The 16,712-nt window shown below is 68.9% G+C and carries 17 protein-coding genes; 7 read left to right on the forward strand and 10 right to left on the reverse strand.

What is annotated here, in order from left to right:
• The first annotated feature begins 7 nt into the window (after positions 1-7).
• Positions 8-1,048 carry a ketoacyl-ACP synthase III family protein gene (locus ABZX02_RS29015; protein ID WP_355302614.1) on the forward strand — a complete coding sequence of 347 codons (1,041 nt, stop codon included), beginning with the start codon at positions 8-10 and terminating at the stop codon, positions 1,046-1,048.
• Positions 1,049-1,103: 55 nt separating this feature from the next.
• Here ABZX02_RS29015 and ABZX02_RS29020 read toward each other — a convergent pair whose 3' ends face one another.
• On the reverse strand, positions 1,104-2,582 hold the full coding sequence (locus ABZX02_RS29020) for an amino acid adenylation domain-containing protein (RefSeq protein WP_355302616.1): 1,479 nt from the start codon (positions 2,580-2,582) through the stop codon (positions 1,104-1,106).
• A gap of 141 nt (positions 2,583-2,723) precedes the next feature.
• On the opposite strand from ABZX02_RS29020, the gene ABZX02_RS29025 reads away from it, so the two are divergent.
• A complete protein-coding gene (locus tag ABZX02_RS29025; RefSeq protein WP_355302618.1) occupies positions 2,724-3,197 on the forward strand; it encodes a hypothetical protein in 474 nt (157 codons plus the stop codon).
• A 129-nt stretch (positions 3,198-3,326) separates the two neighbouring features.
• On the opposite strand, the gene ABZX02_RS29030 is transcribed toward ABZX02_RS29025, so the two are convergent.
• The 3 genes from ABZX02_RS29030 to ABZX02_RS29040 all read right to left on the reverse strand — a co-directional run bounded on the left by ABZX02_RS29030 (position 3,327) and on the right by ABZX02_RS29040 (position 6,848).
• Positions 3,327-5,075 (reverse strand): DHA2 family efflux MFS transporter permease subunit, encoded by a 1,749-nt coding sequence (locus ABZX02_RS29030; protein WP_355302620.1) that lies wholly within the window; start codon positions 5,073-5,075, stop codon positions 3,327-3,329.
• 246 nt (positions 5,076-5,321) lie between these two features.
• Positions 5,322-6,401, reverse strand: coding sequence for an acyl-CoA dehydrogenase family protein (locus tag ABZX02_RS29035; protein ID WP_355302622.1), 1,080 nt, complete (start codon positions 6,399-6,401; stop codon positions 5,322-5,324).
• A 21-nt stretch (positions 6,402-6,422) separates the two neighbouring features.
• Entirely contained in the window at positions 6,423-6,848 is a 426-nt protein-coding gene (locus tag ABZX02_RS29040; RefSeq protein ID WP_355302624.1) for a nuclear transport factor 2 family protein, read from the reverse strand.
• Positions 6,849-7,008: 160 nt separating this feature from the next.
• Between ABZX02_RS29040 and ABZX02_RS29045 the strand changes: the two genes are divergently transcribed.
• Positions 7,009-7,491: an SRPBCC domain-containing protein gene (locus tag ABZX02_RS29045; RefSeq protein WP_355302626.1), complete on the forward strand. Its 483-nt coding sequence runs from the start codon at positions 7,009-7,011 to the stop codon at positions 7,489-7,491.
• Between the two features lie 76 nt (positions 7,492-7,567).
• Here the strand turns inward: ABZX02_RS29045 and ilvN are convergent, their stop codons facing one another.
• Genes ilvN through ABZX02_RS29060 form a run of 3 tightly spaced genes read right to left on the reverse strand, consistent with a single transcriptional unit; the run spans position 7,568 to position 10,376 of the window.
• The gene (ilvN, locus tag ABZX02_RS29050) at positions 7,568-7,834 is read right to left on the reverse strand and encodes an acetolactate synthase small subunit (RefSeq protein ID WP_355302628.1); all 267 of its coding nucleotides are present in this window, start codon (positions 7,832-7,834) and stop codon (positions 7,568-7,570) included.
• Positions 7,834-9,540 (reverse strand): acetolactate synthase large subunit, encoded by a 1,707-nt coding sequence (locus ABZX02_RS29055; RefSeq protein WP_355302630.1) that lies wholly within the window; start codon positions 9,538-9,540, stop codon positions 7,834-7,836. The genes ilvN and ABZX02_RS29055 overlap by 1 nt, the downstream gene beginning before the upstream one ends.
• A 20-nt stretch (positions 9,541-9,560) precedes the next feature.
• Positions 9,561-10,376, reverse strand: coding sequence for an AfsR/SARP family transcriptional regulator (locus ABZX02_RS29060; protein WP_355302632.1), 816 nt, complete (start codon positions 10,374-10,376; stop codon positions 9,561-9,563).
• Between the two features lie 428 nt (positions 10,377-10,804).
• Between ABZX02_RS29060 and ABZX02_RS29065 the strand changes: the two genes are divergently transcribed.
• The gene (locus tag ABZX02_RS29065) at positions 10,805-11,893 is read left to right on the forward strand and encodes a histidine kinase (RefSeq protein ID WP_355302634.1); all 1,089 of its coding nucleotides are present in this window, start codon (positions 10,805-10,807) and stop codon (positions 11,891-11,893) included.
• A gap of 63 nt (positions 11,894-11,956) precedes the next feature.
• Here ABZX02_RS29065 and ABZX02_RS29070 read toward each other — a convergent pair whose 3' ends face one another.
• The 3 genes from ABZX02_RS29070 to ABZX02_RS29080 form a co-directional block, all read right to left on the reverse strand.
• Complete coding sequence (locus ABZX02_RS29070; RefSeq protein WP_093600134.1) at positions 11,957-12,562, reverse strand: response regulator transcription factor; 606 nt, start codon at positions 12,560-12,562, stop codon at positions 11,957-11,959.
• A 307-nt stretch (positions 12,563-12,869) separates the two neighbouring features.
• A complete protein-coding gene (locus ABZX02_RS29075) occupies positions 12,870-13,553 on the reverse strand; it encodes an SDR family oxidoreductase (protein ID WP_355302637.1) in 684 nt (227 codons plus the stop codon).
• A 66-nt stretch (positions 13,554-13,619) separates the two neighbouring features.
• Positions 13,620-14,210, reverse strand: a complete 591-nt coding sequence (locus ABZX02_RS29080; RefSeq protein ID WP_355302639.1) for a TetR/AcrR family transcriptional regulator — start codon at positions 14,208-14,210, stop codon at positions 13,620-13,622.
• An 89-nt stretch (positions 14,211-14,299) separates the two neighbouring features.
• Between ABZX02_RS29080 and ABZX02_RS29085 the strand changes: the two genes are divergently transcribed.
• From ABZX02_RS29085 to lipA, 3 genes are all read left to right on the forward strand, one after another.
• Positions 14,300-14,608: a hypothetical protein gene (locus ABZX02_RS29085; RefSeq protein ID WP_355302641.1), complete on the forward strand. Its 309-nt coding sequence runs from the start codon at positions 14,300-14,302 to the stop codon at positions 14,606-14,608.
• On the forward strand, positions 14,605-15,495 hold the full coding sequence (locus ABZX02_RS29090) for an oxidoreductase (RefSeq protein WP_355302643.1): 891 nt from the start codon (positions 14,605-14,607) through the stop codon (positions 15,493-15,495). The genes ABZX02_RS29085 and ABZX02_RS29090 overlap by 4 nt, the downstream gene beginning before the upstream one ends.
• A 96-nt stretch (positions 15,496-15,591) precedes the next feature.
• On the forward strand, positions 15,592-16,593 hold the full coding sequence (gene lipA / locus ABZX02_RS29095; RefSeq protein ID WP_355302645.1) for a lipoyl synthase: 1,002 nt from the start codon (positions 15,592-15,594) through the stop codon (positions 16,591-16,593).
• Positions 16,594-16,712: the final 119 nt, after the last annotated feature.

Consider the following 16,712-nt stretch of genomic DNA (forward strand, 5'->3'; position numbering starts at 1 on the left):
GTTCGAGATGCGATGGAATGACCTGTACATCGCCGGTGTGGGCACATACCTGCCCGAGCAGGTCGAGACGGTGGACGACGCCATCGCGGCCGGCCGGTACACAGAAGAGAAGAAGGCCATGAACGGCTACCGGGAGCTGCGCGTCGCCGCTCCGGGGGAGACCGGTCCCGTCATGGCGGCCAAGGCAGGTCTGGAAGCCGTGGAGCGCTCCGGCCTCAGCCCGCTCGACTTCGGCCTGACCGTGCACGCCTCCCTGTCGCACCAGGGCCTCGACCTGTGGACGCCCGCGAGCTACGTGCAGGCCAACACCGTCGGCGGCACCGGACCGGCGTTCGAGGTCAAGCAGGGCTGCAACGGTTTCATGGCCGCGGTCGACCTGGCGGCCTCGTACCTCTCGTCGCACCGGGACCTGCCGGCGGCGCTGGTGACCGCGGGCGACGCGTTCCACCTCCCCTACTTCGACCGGTGGGCCTCGGAGGAGCAGAACGTCAACGGCGACGGCGCGGGGGCGTTCGTCCTGTCGAACCGTTCGGGCTTCGCGCGGATCCGCTCCATCCACTCGCACGCCGACTCGACGCTCGAGCAGATGTCGCGCGGCTTCCAGCCGTGGACCACCGGGCCGTTCGCGGACGGGCAGACCCTGCAGCTCAACAGCGGTGTCGAGGACTTCCTGCAGAACGGCGACGTCGACCTCGACGACATGATCGCGCGCATCGGCGGCGGGGTGCGGCACTCGCTCAAGATGGCGTTGTACGAGGCGGAGATCGAGCTCGCCGACGCGCGCTTCTTCCTGCACCAGCAGCTCGCGGAAACCATTGTCACGCACGGCATCTGCGGCCTGCTGGGCGTCGACCGGGCCTCCACCACGTACGACTGGGCGAAGCAGTACAGCATGGTCGGGACGGCGGACATCGCCCTGGGGCTCGACCACGTGCTGGCCGAACGCGACCCGAAGCCCGGCGACCTGGTCGTCCTGCAGTCCTCCGGCGCGGGCTACGTGTGGACCGCGGCCGTGATCGAGATCCTCGAGGTCCCCTCCTGGGTCTAGGAAGACGTGCGAAAGGGCCGGGCTCCCCTGTGAGCCCGGCCCTTTCGCGTCGGCGTCAGACGTAGAGGGACTTGGAGTTCCAGTCCGGCTCCGGCAGCGCCTTGCGGTCGGTCTTGCCGTTGCTCGTGATCGGCAGCTCGTCGAGGACGACGAACCCGGCCGGCACCATGTGCTCGGGCATCGCGGCGCGCATGTGCGCCTTCAACGCGCGCTTGTCGAGGTCTTCACCGGACCTCACCACCCACGCGATCAACCTGCGGTCGCCGCTGGGGTGCGTGCGGAGGCTGACCGCGGCCGCGCGCACCTGCGGGTGCTCGGCCAGCGCGTTCTCCACCTCGCCCGGTTCGATCCGGAAACCGCGCAGCTTGAACTGGTCGTCGATGCGGCCGAGGAACTCGACCACGCCGTCGGCGCGCTTCCTCGCCTGGTCACCGGTGCGGTAGTAGCGCTCGCCGTTCCAGCTCCCGCGCACGAACTTCTCGTCCGTGAGGTCGGGGCGCTTCCAGTAGCCGCGGCCTACCTGGGCGCCGCCGATCCACAGCTCGCCGGCGGTCCCCTCGGGAGCGGGCCTCGCGTCCGCGTCCACGACGACGACCTCGACGTTCTGCAGCGCGCTGCCGATCGGCACAGCGCCACCGAGCTCCTCGTCCGCGCCGATGCGGTGGCACGTCGCGAAGGTCGTCGTCTCGGTGGGCCCGTAGCCGTTGACGACCTGCAGCTCCGGCACCGACTCGCGCAGCTGCCGCACGTGCGGCACGGACACGACGTCCCCGCCGGTCAGCACGGTGTGCAGCCCCTTGAACGCGGACACGTCGACGTCGACCTGCCGGTGGAACAGCGCCGCGGTGAGCCACAGCACGCTGATCTCGTTGGACCGCAACAGGTCCCCGAGCTCCTCGGCCTGCACCACCCCGGGCGGCGCGAGCACGACGCGGGCGCCGTTGAGCAGCGCGCCCCAGATCTCGAACGTGGCGGCGTCGAACGCGACCGGCGCGAGCTGCAGGATCCGGTCCGCGGGCGTGACGGCGACGTAGTTGGGCGCGGTGACGAGGTTCGTGATGTTGCGGTGCTCGATCATCACCGACTTCGGCTTGCCCGTGGAGCCCGACGTGTACATCAGGTAGGCGAGGTCCTCGGGGGCGACCACCGGGAGCTCCACAGTGGACGTGGTGGTCGCCGGCGGCACCTTGATCGTGGTGTAGCCGGGGAAGAACCGGCCCACGACGAGAGCGACCTCGGCGTCCGCGAGCATCATCGAGACCCGCGACTCGGGGTCCTCCGGGTCGATCGGCACGTAGGCCGCGCCGGCCTTGAGCACCCCCAGCAGTGCCACGACGAGCTGCGGCGACCGTTCCAGGCACACCGCGACCCGGTCGCCGGGCCGCACTCCGGACTCGACGAGCTCACCGGCCAGGGCGTCCGACCACCTGTCCAGCTCGGCATAGCTCAGCGACCCCTGGGCCGCGGAGAGCGCGATCGCGTCAGGCGTCCTGGCCGCCCGGCAGCGGAACGCGTCGGTCACCGTTGCAGACATGCGCCAGCTCCTCTCATTTCGCCCATCCTCCGCAACCGGCCTAGAAACCCGCTCGGGTCACAACTGGCGCTACAGGGGTGCTTGAGCTGCGCGAACAACACTCAGCGCGTCCGCTGCCCACCTCAACGGAGGCGCAACCCCATGAACGTCCGCAAGAAGGCCCTGGCCGCCGTGGCCACCGTCGCGTTGGCAGTTCCGTTCGTCGCCGCCGCCGGTGCCACCGCGAAGCCGAACTACGAGAACGCGCTCGTCGGCCGTTGGGACCTCACGGTGACCATCCACATCGAGGAACCGCCGCTGCTCACCCCGCTGTTCTGCGACTTCACCGCCGACTACCAGCTGCACTGCGTCACCAAGCCCGGCTACCCGGACGAGCTGGAGGGCCGCGGCGTCTGGACGGCGCAGAAGGACGGGCAGTTCAGCTTCTGGATCACGCACCACGCCCACCGGGACGCGAACGGCAACCCGGTCGGCTCGATCAACGCGAGCCACCTGGGCAAGATCAGCGCGAACAAGAAGAAGTTCACCACCAAGGCGCACACCTACATCAACATGAACGACGGGACGCCCTGGCAGGGTCCGGTCGACGTCGACGGTGACGCCAAGCGCATCTGAAGCGCCGCGCGTGCCGAAAGGCCCCCTCGCTCACGTGAGGGGGCCTTTCGCCGCGCCCGAAGCAGCCCTCAGACGCCCTGAGGCCCCAGGCAGATCGCCTGGGGCCTCAGGGATTCCAGCGGGAGGGAACTACGCCTTGGCGGTGTCCTCAGCGCCCTCTTCGGCGCCTTCCTCGGCCGGCGCGCCCCACTCCTCCTGCTTCAGCCAGCGAGGCAGGAAGGAGGCGAGCAGAAGTGCCAGCGCGGCGAAGCCGAAGCCGACGTACAGCGTGGTGCGGAACGCGTCCGTGAAGGACTGGCCCGCGGCCTGGTGCGTGTACTTGTCGGCGACCGCCTTGGCCTGCGGGTCCGCCTGGACCGCGCCACACGCCGCCGCGTCCGGCGAACCGGAGAACGTCGAGGTGGCGCAGGACTGGAAGGCGGCCGTGAGCTCGGTGGCCCTGGCGTCGGCGACGCCCGCGGCCACGATCTCCTGGCGGAACTGCGGTGCCAGCGTCGAGGCGTTCTCGGCGCCGTGCGAGGCCAGCGGCGAGAAGAACGCCAGCGTCACGACCGAGATGCCGACCGCGAAGCCGAGCTGCTGCTTGGTGTTGATCAGGCCGGAAGCCGCACCCGCGTCCTCGTGCGGCACCTCCTGCAGGGCGAACAGCGCGATCGGGGTCGCGGTCATGCCGAAACCGAGGCCGATGAGCAGCAGCCCGGGCACCAGGCCCCAGCTCGTGATGTCGGGGCTGACCGAGAGCAGCAGCACCGCGACACCGACGGCGATCACGACGGCGCCGGCCTGCAGGACGGCGCGACCGAACTTCGGCACCAGCGCGATGACCGAGGCCGACGCGGTGATGAACGCGCCGATGCAGAACGCCAGCAGCGTGACACCGGTGCGCAGCGGCGAGAAGCCCAGACCCTCCTGCAGGTACAGGTAGAGGGCCAGCATGAACATGCCGGTGAAGCTGAACATGCCCAGCATCAGCGCGAGGGCCGCAGAGAAGCTGCGGGACTTGAACAGGTTGAGCGGCACGAGGGGCATGCCGTCCTTGCGCTGCTTGGCCTTCTCGTAGGCGACGAAGCCGATGAAGCCGACGACGGACGCGGCCATCAGCACGAAGCCCCACGCCGGCCAGTGCAGCTCACGGCCGAAGGTCAGCGGGAACAGCAGGGCCGTGAGGCTGACGGTCGCGAGGACGACACCGATGAGGTCGAGGCGGATGCGGCTCGGCGCCTTGGACTCGTTGATGTACTTCCAGCCCAGGACGTAGCCGATGATGCCGATCGGGACGTTGACCAGGAAGATCGTCCGCCAGTCCCAGCCGAACACGTTCCACGCGACCAGGAGGCCGCCGACGAGCGGCGCGATGGTGGCCGCGAGACCACCGATGGTGCCCTGGATGGCGAAGACCGCGCCCTTCTCCTTGTCGGGGAAGGTGACGTGGATGATCGACATGACCTGCGGGACCATCAGGCCGGCCGCGAGACCCTGCGCGAGGCGGGAGATCACGAGCATCTCGGGGTTGACCGCGATGCCGCACAGGAACGACGTGACGACGAAGCCGAGCACGCCGAGCTGGAACATGCGGCGACGGCCGTAGATGTCGCCGAGACGTCCACCGGTGATCAGCGTCAGCGCGAACGCGAACACGTAACCGGCGGTGATCCACTGCAGCTGCACGAAGCTCGCGCCCATGCCGTGCTGGATCGCGGGGAGCGCGACGTTGACGATGCTGCCGTCCAGCATGTCCATGAACGTCGCGACGGTCATGATGATGAACGCGATCCAGCGGCGCGGGTCGGCCGCCGGCGCGTCAACGACCGGAGCCGCCTGCGCGCCGGCAGTCGCCGACGGCGACTCCAGATCGGGGTTGGTGTTGGTGGAGGTCACGATTTCTCCTCAGATGGACTTTGTTCGCTGCGCACGACAGGTGATGGCTCGGGACTACTCGTGGTGGCGGAAAGCCGGTCGAGTTGAACGAGGTCCCACCTCCTGCCTGAAAACACGACTGCCGGTCGATGCCCTCAGGGTGATCCCTTCCGCTTGAGTCCCGGTCAGGCCGCGGCGGAGCGTTTCGCGCGCATGCCGAAGGCCCTGGTGCCGGGGAGGTGGGCACCAGGGCCTTTCGACTCCGGGTCAGTGCAGGACCGACGCCGGGTAGGTGCGCACGGACGCGGTCTCGTACCGCAGCGCCACGTGGCTGGAGGAGCTCACCACGTCACGCCAGAACCGTTGCAGCGCACCGCCTTCCGCGAGTCCGCTGGTGCCGGCGGCCCGCACCAGGCCGCCGACCGCGTCGACCAGGACCTCGGCGACGTAGGCGACGTTGCGTTCGTTGCGCGCCATCGCCGCCGGGGTGAACTCGCGGTCGTCGAGCACCGCGGCGTTCTGCTCCACGAGCAGCTTCGCCGCCTCGATCTGACCCGACGCGCGGACCAGGTCGACCGCGTTCATCACGGACTGCTTCTTCCCCGACAGCACCGCGATGCACGCGTCCAGTGCCCCCATCGCCGCACCGACGGCCGGAGCGACGAACGTGAGGCCGCCGACCGCCTGGAACGGGACGTTGTGGCTCGGCACCGGCGACCAGCTGGTGCCCGTGAGCAGGTCCGCCCTGTCGAACGAGAGGTGGGACGGCACGAACACGTCGTCCACCACGACGGAGTGGCTGCTGGTGGCCTTCATGCCGACGCTGTCCCACGTCTCGAGGACGGTGAAGTCCCTGCGCGGCACGGCGAAGAAGCGGCCCTGGTCGCCGACCATGCCGCACAGCAACGCCCAGTCGGCGAAGTCCACGCCGCTGACGTAGAGCCAGCGGCCGCTCAGCCGGTGGCCACCGTCGACGACGGTGCCCTTGCCCATGGGCGGCTGGCCGGTGACGACGAACGTGTCCGGGCCGGACGCCCACAGCTCGTCGTGGCCCTCTTCGGGCAGCAGTCCCCCGAACCGTGAGGAGAGCGCGGACAACGACGCGCACCACGCCGCCGACGCGCACCCCTGCCCGACCGTGAAGACGGCCTCGGTCAGTTCGGCGAAGGACCCCTCCGCGCCACCGCGTCCGGACGCGACGAAGTGCCGCGCGAACCCGGCGTCGCGCAGTGCCTCCACGACCTCGGGGGCCAGCTTGCGGGTGGCGTCGGCCTCCGCCGCGTGTTCCGCGGCGATCAGCTTCACCTTCTCCGCGGCCACCGCGAGGCCGGTGTTCTGAGCAGTCACCTCGTCACCTCCTGGAGAACGTCACGCGGCCTGGACGGGAAGGTCGCGGTGGATGGTGCGGGACTTGGTGTAGAGCTTGCCGTCGACGCGCACGAGCACGTCCTCGATGGAGAACGTCGGCTCGAAGCTGACCACGCCCTCGGCGGTCGTGCGGGTGACGAGCGAGGCGTAGCTGACGTTCAGCGTGTTCTCGTCGACCTCTTCGATCAGGTAGTGGTCGTTCCAGTGCCGCACGGCGACGCCCTTGTAGCGGGGCAGCGCGGCGCTGGCGCCGGCGATCAGGGCCGCGCGGCCCTCGACCTTCTCGCTCCGGTGGGCGTGGTCGGTGACCCCGTCCTCGGTGAACGTCTGGGCGTAGCCCTCCACGTCCAACGCGTCGAGCAGCCGCATCTGCTGGGCGTAGAACGTCTGGACCTCGATGTGGACCGCAACATTGACAGGGGACACGACAACTCCTCGGTCTGCCGGTTTCGCTACCGCGACTATGGGTGCGGCCGCTGGACAGCCGGTCGAGCCGTCCTGGTTCGACCGCCGTTTGAGGTGGCGTCGAGACGGCACGGGCACGGTCTGGGGGACATCTCCCCTATCTATGCGCGAGGAGGGCCACATGGCCTCAACTCCCGATGTCGCCAAGTCGGTGACGGTCGAGGCGACGATCGAGCAGGCGTTCGCGATCTTCGCGACCAAGCCGATCGAGTGGTGGCCGGAGTCGCACGTGTTCGTCAAGGACCGGCAGGCCATCACGATCGAACCGTTCGTCGGCGGGCGCTACTTCGAGCGCGGCGCGGACGGCGAGGAGATCGCCTGGGGCACCATCACCGAGTGGGACCCGCCGAACCGCCTCGTGATGACGTGGCGCGTCGGCCCGTACTGGCAGCCGATCTTCGACGACGAGAAGGCCTCGTTCATCAAGGTGGACTTCGAGGCCGTCGGCCCGACGACGACGAAGGTCACGCTGACGCACGCGGACCTGCACCGCCACGGCGACATCGCCGAGGGCATCCACAAGGCGCTCGACGGCCCGTCGCCCGGCGAGACGCTGGAGACGTACGCCCGCGTGATCGAGCGGCACGTCCCGAAGGCTGCCTGACGAACCCGGAACTTCGTCAGGCGAAAGAGAAACGGCCGCCCCAAGCCTCCGGGGTGGCCGTTTCCTCGTGTTCCGGTCAGGCGCCGAGCTCGAGCGCCTCGTCGTGCGTGCGGTCGACGACGCTCTTGACGTCCACGACGCGGCCGAGCTGCTTGATGAGCTGGCCCGCCGTGCGTCCGGGCCGCAGGTCCACGACGACGTCGAGGCGGGACAGGTCTCCCCGCTCGGCCGGCGCGAGGCTCAGCGACTCGACCTCGACACCGCGGCTCGAGAACAGCACCACGATCCGCGCCAGCGCGCCGGGTTCGTTGCGCAGCAACAGGGACAGCGAATGTCTGGTCATCACTCCACCTCGTCGAACAGGGGCCGGATGCCCCGCGCGGCCATGATCTCGTCGTTGCCCGTGCCCGCGGCGACCATCGGCCACACCTGGGCGTCCTGTCCCACCACGAAGTCGACGACGACGGGCCGGTCCCGGACCGCCATCGCCTCCAGGATCGTGCCGTCCACATCGGACTTGTCCTCACAGCGCAGCCCCACGCAACCGAGCGCGTCGGCGAGCTTCACGAAGTCTGGGTGGCGCTGGTGCGTGCCGAGCCGCGTGTTGGAGTAGCGGCCCTCGTAGAACAGGGTCTGCCACTGGCGGACCATGCCGAGGTTGCCGTTGTTGATGATCGCGACCTTGATCGGGATGCCCTCGGCGGCGCAGGTGGCGAGCTCCTGGTTGGTCATCTGGAAGCAGCCGTCGCCGTCGATGGCCCACACCGTGCGGTCGGGCGCGCCGGCCTGGGCGCCCATCGCCGCCGGCACCGCGAAGCCCATCGTGCCCGCGCCGCCGGAGTTGATGAACGAGCCGGGGCGTTCGTAGCGCACGTACTGCGCGGCCCACATCTGGTGCTGGCCGACGCCCGCGGTGTAGATGGCCTCCGGGCCGGTGAGCGTGCTGATGCGCTCGATCACGTACTGCGGCGCCAGCATGCCGTCGGCGGGCCAGTCGTAGCCGAGCGGGTACGTCGTGAGCAGGCCGCCGAGGTAGTTCCACCAGTCGGTGAGGTCCGGTTTCCGCGTGACAACGGCGGAGAGCGCTGCCATGACGTCGCGGCAGTCGCCGACGATGCCGACGTCCGCCTTGCGGTTCTTGGAGATCTCGGCGGGGTCGATGTCGGCGTGGACCACCGCGGCGTGCGGGGCGAAGTCCGGCAGCAGGCCGGTGACGCGGTCGTCGAACCGCGTGCCGAGCGCGATCAGCAGGTCGGACCGCTGCAGCGCGGCGACGGCCGGCACCGTGCCGTGCATGCCGGGCATCCCCAGGTGCAGCGGGTGGGAGTCGGGGAACGCGCCCCGCGCCATCAGCGTGGTGACGACGGGGATCCCGGTCTTCTCCGCGAGCTTCAGCAGCTCCTGCGCCGCACCGCTGCGGACCACACCGCCACCGATGTAGAACACCGGTCGCTTGGAGCTGCCGATGAGCTGGGCGGCGTTGCGGATCTGCACCGGGGACAGCACCGGCCGCGACGTCGCGACCGGCTTCGGCGGGGTGTAGGTCGTGGCGGCGGCCAGCACGTCCTTGGGCAGGTCCACCAGCACCGGTCCCGGCCGTCCGCTCGCCGCGAGCCGGAACGCCTCCGCGATCACCCGCGGGATGTCGGCCGGGTCGTGCACCTGGAAGCTGTGCTTGGTGATCGGCAGCGTGATGCTGCGGATGTCCGCCTCCTGGAAGGCGTCCGTCCCGATCACCGACCGCGCGACCTGGCCGGTGATCGCCACGATCGGCACCGAGTCCATGTAGGCGTCCGCGAGCGGTGTCACCAGGTTCGTCGCCCCGGGGCCCGAGGTCGCCATGCAGACGCCCACGCGTCCGGTCGCCAGCGCGTACCCCTGGGCGGCGTGCCCGGCGCCCTGTTCGTGGCGCACGAGCACGTGCCGGATCTTCGAGTCGAACAGCGGGTCGTACGCGGGCAGGATCGCCCCGCCCGGCATCCCGAAGATCACCTCGCAGCCGACGTCCTCGAGCGCCTTGATCAACGCACCTGCACCGGTGGTGTCCACGCTTGCTCCCCGAACTGCACTCAGCCCGCGAGCTGGCGCTCCAGCTGGCGAGGCGACAACGGCTTGTCGAGCGACGGCTCGGAGCTCAGGATCGCCCGCTGCAACTGACGCAGCCTTTCGGACGGCTCAAGCCCCAGCTCCTCGATCAGCGTGTCGCGCAGGGACTGGTAGGCCTCCAGCGACTTCCACTGCCGGCCCGCCCGGTAGAGCGCGAGCATGTACTGCGCGCACAGGTTCTCGTGCATCGGGTGCTGCGCGGTGAGCACCGACAGCTCGCTCAGCAACGACTGGTGCTTGCCCAGCTGGAGGTCGGCCTCGATGCGCGTCTCGAGGACGCCGAGCCGGCTCTCCTGCAACCGGGTGACCTCCATGCCCAGGCGCACACCGATCTGCACGTCCACCAGGACCGGCCCGCGCCACACCTCGGCGGCGCTGCGCAGCAACCGGCTCGCGGACTCCAGGTCGCCGACCTCGAACGCGCGCTGACCCGCACTCGCGAGCCGCTCGTAGCTGCGGACGTCGACGCTCTCCGGCGGCACGTCCAGCATGTAACCGCCGTAGCGGGTCACGAGGACGTTCTTCGCGACACCGGGACCGTCGCCCGGCATGGCCGCCTCGATGCGCCGGCGCACCTGCAGCACGTACGTCTGCAGCGTCGTGAGAGCGCTCCTGGGCGGTGTCATCCCCCAGAGTTCCTCGATCAACGTCGGAACCGTGACGACGTGACCGGCCTGCAAACCGAGCAGGGACAGCACCTGCCGCGGCTTCACCGCGCTCGGTGCGATCGAGACGCCGTTCTCCCGTGCCTCCAGCGGTCCCAGAACCTTGATCTCCATTGGAGCCTCCCCTGCTCTGCGGCGGACGACTTGGTCGTGCCATCAAGTTCACCTGAGCGGGGCTATCGAACGCCACGTATGCCGCCATGACTCCCGGATGGCTAACTACTGCGCCCGACGTGAGAAATTCATATGCTCAAACGAACCCAAACCGCCCCGTCCAGTAATCAGCTGAACACGCGCCGTGACGGCGGTCCGAAAATACTCGTCCATTGGCGTGACATTGAGTCGAGAGTCAATGCGAATTGGCATTCTGAACCGATTCAGTTGCCGTCCCGAACTGCCTGTGCATGTCTAGTATTCGGCCTGGGCGCGCGCCGTGTGAGCAGTTAGACCGGCGTCGACTGCCAGACTTTTGCTCTGGAGCAGATGCTCTTGGGGGGCACGTGAATGCTTCGCCTGCGATACCGAGATACCGCGCGATCATCGTGGCGGTCTTCGCAGCGGTGTGCCTGACCGACCTGACCCGCGCGCTGCTTCTCGCCGGCGAGATCACCGAATTGGCGGTGTCGGTCATTGATTTAGCGGTACTTGTCCTGCTGCAAGTGTCGTATTTCAGGCCGCTGACCGCACTCCAGCGACACCTCGCACTGGCCGCACAGGCGGCACTCCTGATCCTGCCGTACGCCCTCTTCGGCTATTCCTGGACGGGCGTCGCGGGCCTGGTCGCGGGCAACGCGCTCCTCGTCCTGCGCCCGGTCGCGGGCTGGTCGATCTTCGTGGCGACCGTGGTCTCCACGGGCCTCGCCCAGGCCGTGCACGGCGAGGCGATGATGGCCACCGCCGCCACGGCGTTGCTGCTCGCGGGCCTGGCCACGGGCTTCGCGACCCACCGCGACTGGCCGGCCGCCCTGACACCTCCGCCCCCGGCCGCACCGCCGGTGCAGACCGTAGACATCAGCGTCACCACGACCGCGGCGGTGACCGCCGAACGCGTCCGCGTGGCCCGCGACCTGCACGACCTGCTCGGCTACAGCCTGAGCGCGATCAAGCTCAAGAGCGAACTGGCCCACCGGATCGTCGCCGACCGCCCGGACCACGGCTGGGAGTTCATGCAGGAGCACATCACCGACATCCTGGACATCACCCACCACGCCCTGGCCGACGTGCGCTCCCTCGCGCGCGCCTACCGCCCGTTGTCGCTCGCGGACACCTCGGACTCGGCCAAGGCGATGCTCGCGGCCTCCAACATCGACGTGCGCGTCGAGCTCGCGCACGACCCGCTCCCCGAGACGGTCGAGACAGTCCTGGCCGCCGTCCTGTGCGAGGCGGTCACGAACGTCCTGCGCCACAGCGACGCCAGCACGTGCACCATCGGCGTGCACCAGAGCGGCGCCACGATCCTGCTGGACGTCATCAACGACGGCGCCGCCACCCGCCCGGACTCCGCCGACTGCAACGGTGTCCGCAACCAGGCGGAACGCGTCAAGGCGGCCGGCGGCACGTTCACCGCGCGCCACATCGGCGACGACTCGTTCCACGTGCACGCGGCCATCCCGGCCACGCCCGCACCCTGATCAGACCCCTTGCAACGGGTGTTTTGACTTCGTCGGCAAAAGACCCGTTGCAAAGACCGGCGCTCAGAACCAGCCGGACTTGCGCGCGATGCGGACGGCGTCGACCCGGTTGCGGGCGTCGAGCTTGGCCGTCGCCGCCGTCAGGTAGTTGCGGACCGTGCCGACCGACAGGAACAGCGTCGTGGCGATCTCCATGGCGTCCGCGCCGTCGGAGGCGAGCCGCAGCACTTCCAGTTCGCGAGGGGTCAGCGGGCACTCGTCGGTGTCCCACGCGGAAAGCGCGAGCTGCGAGTCGATCACGCGCCGACCAATTGAGACGCCGCGAATGGCGTCCGCGAGTTCTCCGACCGGAGCATCCTTGAGGATGAACCCGTTGACGCGTGCGTTGAGCGCGCGGCGCAGAGTGCCCGGCCGGCCGAGGCTCGTGAGAATGAGAGTGCGCGTCTCGGGAGCGGTGTCGTGGATCACCGTGGCGGCGGAAAGACCGTCCATTCCGGGCAAGTCGATGTCGAGCACCGCGACGTCCGGTTTGTTCTTCTCGACAGCGGCGATGATTTCGTCACCGGTGGCGACAGACGCGACGACCTCAATATCCGGTTCAAGATTCAACAAGGCGACCAAAGCACCGCGGACCATTTGCACGTCCTCGGCTAGTAGGACCCTGATCATCCGACCCCCTTGCTTGCCCCCAGGTCACCATTTCGAGTCTTACACTCGGTCACCACACGAGACAAGCATTGAGTCCGGGTGCGCCGAGCGTTACTCCAAATGCGCTAGGAGCAATTAATGAGGGTTATCGGCGGATGACATGGGGTCACCAGTCGCTCACGGATTGCTCAAGGACCGAATCGATGACCGAGGCGGCTCCAGGACTGCACGAGCACAAAACGGTACAAGCGATTCGGTCCGTCCGGCAGGGTGCGAACAACCGACAGAGCCGATCTTGGGCCGATCTCGGGCCGATCTTGGAGCGCGTTCAGCGCGTCTCGCCCCACCGCTCCAGCAGTTCGAGACCGCCGTCGACGGTGATCACCTGACCCTGGATCCACGCCGCCTCGTCGGTGCACAGCAGGGAAACCGCGTTCGCGATGTCCTGGGGCACGGTGACGCGACCGGACGGGCTCTTGATCGCGAGCCGGTCCACCAGGTCCGGGTCGATGTTCATGGGGCCGTTGTCGACGACGGTGGTGACGACGGCGTTCACGGCGACCTTGTACCAGGCCATCTCCAGGGCGAGCGTCCGGACCACGCCGTGCACGGGCGTCACCGTGTACCCGGCGATCACCACGCGGCCGCCGTCCACGAGAGCCTTGGCGAGCGGCTCCACGATGTTGAGCAACGGCGTGAGGTCCGGCGACACCGCGTGGTGGACGAACACGTCCAGCTGGCCGCGTTCCTCCTTGACCCGGTCGAGCAGGAGCCGCACCGAGTGCTCGTCCTGGACGTCGAGCTGCGCGACGCTCACCGAGCCGGGCTTGCCGGCCAGGACGAGCTTCGCGCGTTCCAGGTCGACGTTGTCGGCGTCGGAGGTCGTGAGGATGACGTGGGCGCCGTTGTCGCAGAGCTTGCTCGCGATGGCGAGGCCGAGCCCGTGCGTCCCCGACGTGACCACCGCGATCTTGCCGTCGAGTCCCAGGCGCGTGTTGACAGGTTCGATCATGATGCTGACCACCTCGTTGTCCGCGTGGTGATCGACGTTCCGCTCGACCGCTAGGGCCGAACTCGACTACTTCTTGCGCAAACCGTCCAACACGCGCAGGATCGCGCGTTCGACCTCGCGTCCGGTGCGCTTCGGGTCGGACGAGCTCGCGATGGTGCTGGCGCCCGCGGACAGTGCGCCGAACAGCAGCCGGGCCATGATCTCCACCGGCGCCTCCTCGATCTCGCCGGCGTCCACCAGCAGCTGCACGGCCGTGCGGAGAAGGCCGAAGCTGAACTGCTCCTCGGCCTCGCGCCAGCGCTCCCAGCCCATCACGACCGGCGCCTCGTGGACGATGATCCGCTGGTACTCGGGCTCCAGGCACTTGCGGACGTACGCGCGCAGGCCCGCCACCGCGGTCTCCCACGCGGGACCGTCCGCCGTGACCACCTTGGTCAGCGACTCGATCGAGCGCGTCTCGACTTGGGTGAAGGCCGCCTCGAACAACGCCTGCTTGCCGCTGAAGTGGTGGTAGAGCGCGCCCTTCGTCACGCGGGCCCGCTTGACGACCTCGTCGAGCGAGGTGCCCGCGTAGCCGCGTTTGGTGAACAGGTCCACAGCGCTGTCGACGAGCGCCTGCCTGGTCGACTCCGAGTACTCGGCGCGTCGTGTTCGCACGACCGAAACGTATCTCACATACCGACGGTACGTACCGGTGGTATGGTCGTGTCATACCGAGGGTATGCGAGAGACCGGGGGTACGAGACATGGGCTGGGCAGACCACTACCGCCGTCGCGACGCGCTCGACGCCGTGCTGCGCGACGCCCGCCGCGACCCGTCCGCGCCGCTGATCGTGGATCCGGACGTCTTCGGCTCGCTGCACGAACTGCTGCTGGCGCTCGACCACCGCTGGCAGAACAAGCTGACCGCCCGCATGGAGAACGCGGGGCTGGACGGCCACGTCGACGAGGGCCGCGTCGTCGCCGAGCTCGCCGCCGATGAGCCGGTGTTGCGAGCGGTACTGGACGCGCACCTTTCGCTCGGCAGTTACCGGACGGTAGGAATGACTCCATGAGTCGTTGGACCGAAGCCGACATCCCCGACCAGACCGGCCGCACCGTCCTCGTGACGGGCGCGAACTCCGGTCTGGGCCTGCGCACCGCCCAGGTGCTCGCGGCCAAGGGGGCCCACGTGCTGATGGGGTGTCGCTCGGTCCAGCGCGGCGAGGCCGCGCGCCGGTCGGTCCGCGGGTCGGCCGAGGTCCTCGAACTGGACCTCGCCGACCTCTCGTCCGTCCGCGCGGCCGCGGAGTCGGTGCGCGAGCTCGACGTCCTCGTCAACAACGCGGGCATCATGGCCGTGCCGCTCGGCCGGACCGCCGACGGTTTCGAGCGCCAGTTCGGCACCAACCACCTCGGCCACGCGGCGCTGACGTTCCTGCTGCTGCCCACGCTGCGACGCAGCCCCGGCGCGCGCGTGGTCACCGTCTCGTCCCTGATGCACCAGTACGGCCGCATGAACTTCGACGACCCGAACTGGGAACGCCGCTCGTACAGCGCTCGGAGCGCCTACAGCCAGTCCAAGCTCGCCAACCTCTTGTTCGCGCGCGAGCTGGAACGCCGTTCACCGGACGTGACGTCCATCGCCGCACATCCCGGCATGACGGCCACGGACCTCGCCAACAACATGGCGGACGCGCACCGCTCCGCCGTCATGCGCGCCGGCGGCAAGCTGTTCGGCCTGTTCTCGCAGTCCGTCGAGATGGGCACGTTGCCGCAGCTCTACGCCGCGACGTCCCCCGAGGCGCACGGCGGCGCGTACTACGGCCCCGGCGGCTTCAACGGCCTGCGCGGCCACCCGTCCACCGCGGGCATGACCGCCGCCGCCCGCGACGACCTCGCCGCGAACCGCCTCTGGGAGCTCACGATCAAGCTGACCGGGATCGCTCCAGATCTTCCGTAGGCTTGCCGCGCTCCACCGGGAGCCTGGTTCCGGCACTTACCCTGACCTGCGAGTGCGTGACCCCGGACACTTGAGTGCGCAGCGTAGGGTGGGGACGTGACTGTGGTACCTGAGGGTCGAAAGCTGCTGCGGCTCGAAGTCCGCAACAGCCAGACCCCGATCGAGAAGAAGCCGTCTTGGATCAAGACGCGCGCGAAGATGGGCCCCGAATACCGGGAGCTCAAGGGTCTGGTCAAACGCGAGGGCCTGCACACGGTCTGCGAAGAGGCCGGCTGTCCCAACATCTACGAGTGCTGGGAAGACCGCGAGGCCACGTTCCTGATCGGCGGCGAGCAGTGCACCCGGCGCTGCGACTTCTGCCAGATCGACACGGGCAAGCCCGCCGACCTCGACCGCGACGAACCCCGCCGCGTCGCCGAGTCGGTCCAGGCGATGGGCCTGCGGTACTCCACGGTCACCGGCGTCGCCCGGGACGACCTGGAGGACGGCGGCGCGTGGCTGTACGCCGAGACCGTCCGCCAGATCCACGAGATGAACCCCGGCACGGGCGTCGAGCTGCTGATCCCGGACTTCAATGCCGTCCCGGAGCAGCTGGCCGAGGTCTTCGAGTCCCGCCCCGAGGTGCTCGCGCACAACCTGGAGACCGTCCCGCGGATCTTCAAGCGCATCCGCCCGGCGTTCCGCTACGAGCGGTCGCTGGACGTCATCACCCAGGCGCGCGAGTTCGGCCTCGTCACCAAGTCCAACCTGATCCTCGGCATGGGCGAGACCCCCGAGGAGGTCACGGAGGCGCTCGCCGACCTCCACGACGCGGGCTGCGACATCATCACCATCACCCAGTACCTGCGCCCGTCGCCGCGGCACCACCCGGTCGAGCGCTGGGTGAAGCCCGAGGAGTTCGTCCAGCACAAGGAGACGGCCGAGGAGATCGGCTTCCTCGGTGTGATGGCGGGCCCGCTCGTCCGCTCCTCCTACCGCGCCGGCCGCCTCTACGCGCAGGCGAAGCAGAAGCGCGGCGAGGACCTCGCGGAGAACCTCCAGCACCTGCTGACGGTGTCGGCGTCCCAGGAGATCACGAGCCTGCTCGCTCCCCGTTAGACCCTCTTACGCAGAAGCGGGGGGGGACGCCCGGGGATGCCGGCAACCGCGAGTTGAACTAAGAGAAACAATATGAATAAAAAAAAAGAAAAGGACGGAAAAAAACATATAAGAAACAC

The sequence above is a fragment of the Lentzea sp. NPDC003310 genome, assembly GCF_040610935.1.
GTDB lineage: Bacteria > Actinomycetota > Actinomycetes > Mycobacteriales > Pseudonocardiaceae > Lentzea.

Coding starts and splice junctions, on each gene's coding strand:
- ABZX02_RS29090 (WP_355302643.1), top strand. CDS start 14,605: ATGAGTCGTTGGACCGAAGCCGACATCCCCGACCAGACCGGCCGCACC.
- ABZX02_RS29070 (WP_093600134.1), bottom strand. CDS start 12,562: ATGATCAGGGTCCTACTAGCCGAGGACGTGCAAATGGTCCGCGGTGCT.
- ABZX02_RS29045 (WP_355302626.1), top strand. CDS start 7,009: ATGGCCTCAACTCCCGATGTCGCCAAGTCGGTGACGGTCGAGGCGACG.
- ABZX02_RS29075 (WP_355302637.1), bottom strand. CDS start 13,553: ATGATCGAACCTGTCAACACGCGCCTGGGACTCGACGGCAAGATCGCG.
- ABZX02_RS29025 (WP_355302618.1), top strand. CDS start 2,724: ATGAACGTCCGCAAGAAGGCCCTGGCCGCCGTGGCCACCGTCGCGTTG.
- ABZX02_RS29085 (WP_355302641.1), top strand. CDS start 14,300: ATGGGCTGGGCAGACCACTACCGCCGTCGCGACGCGCTCGACGCCGTG.
- ilvN (WP_355302628.1), bottom strand. CDS start 7,834: ATGACCAGACATTCGCTGTCCCTGTTGCTGCGCAACGAACCCGGCGCG.
- ABZX02_RS29015 (WP_355302614.1), top strand. CDS start 8: ATGCGATGGAATGACCTGTACATCGCCGGTGTGGGCACATACCTGCCC.
- ABZX02_RS29020 (WP_355302616.1), bottom strand. CDS start 2,582: ATGTCTGCAACGGTGACCGACGCGTTCCGCTGCCGGGCGGCCAGGACG.
- ABZX02_RS29060 (WP_355302632.1), bottom strand. CDS start 10,376: ATGGAGATCAAGGTTCTGGGACCGCTGGAGGCACGGGAGAACGGCGTC.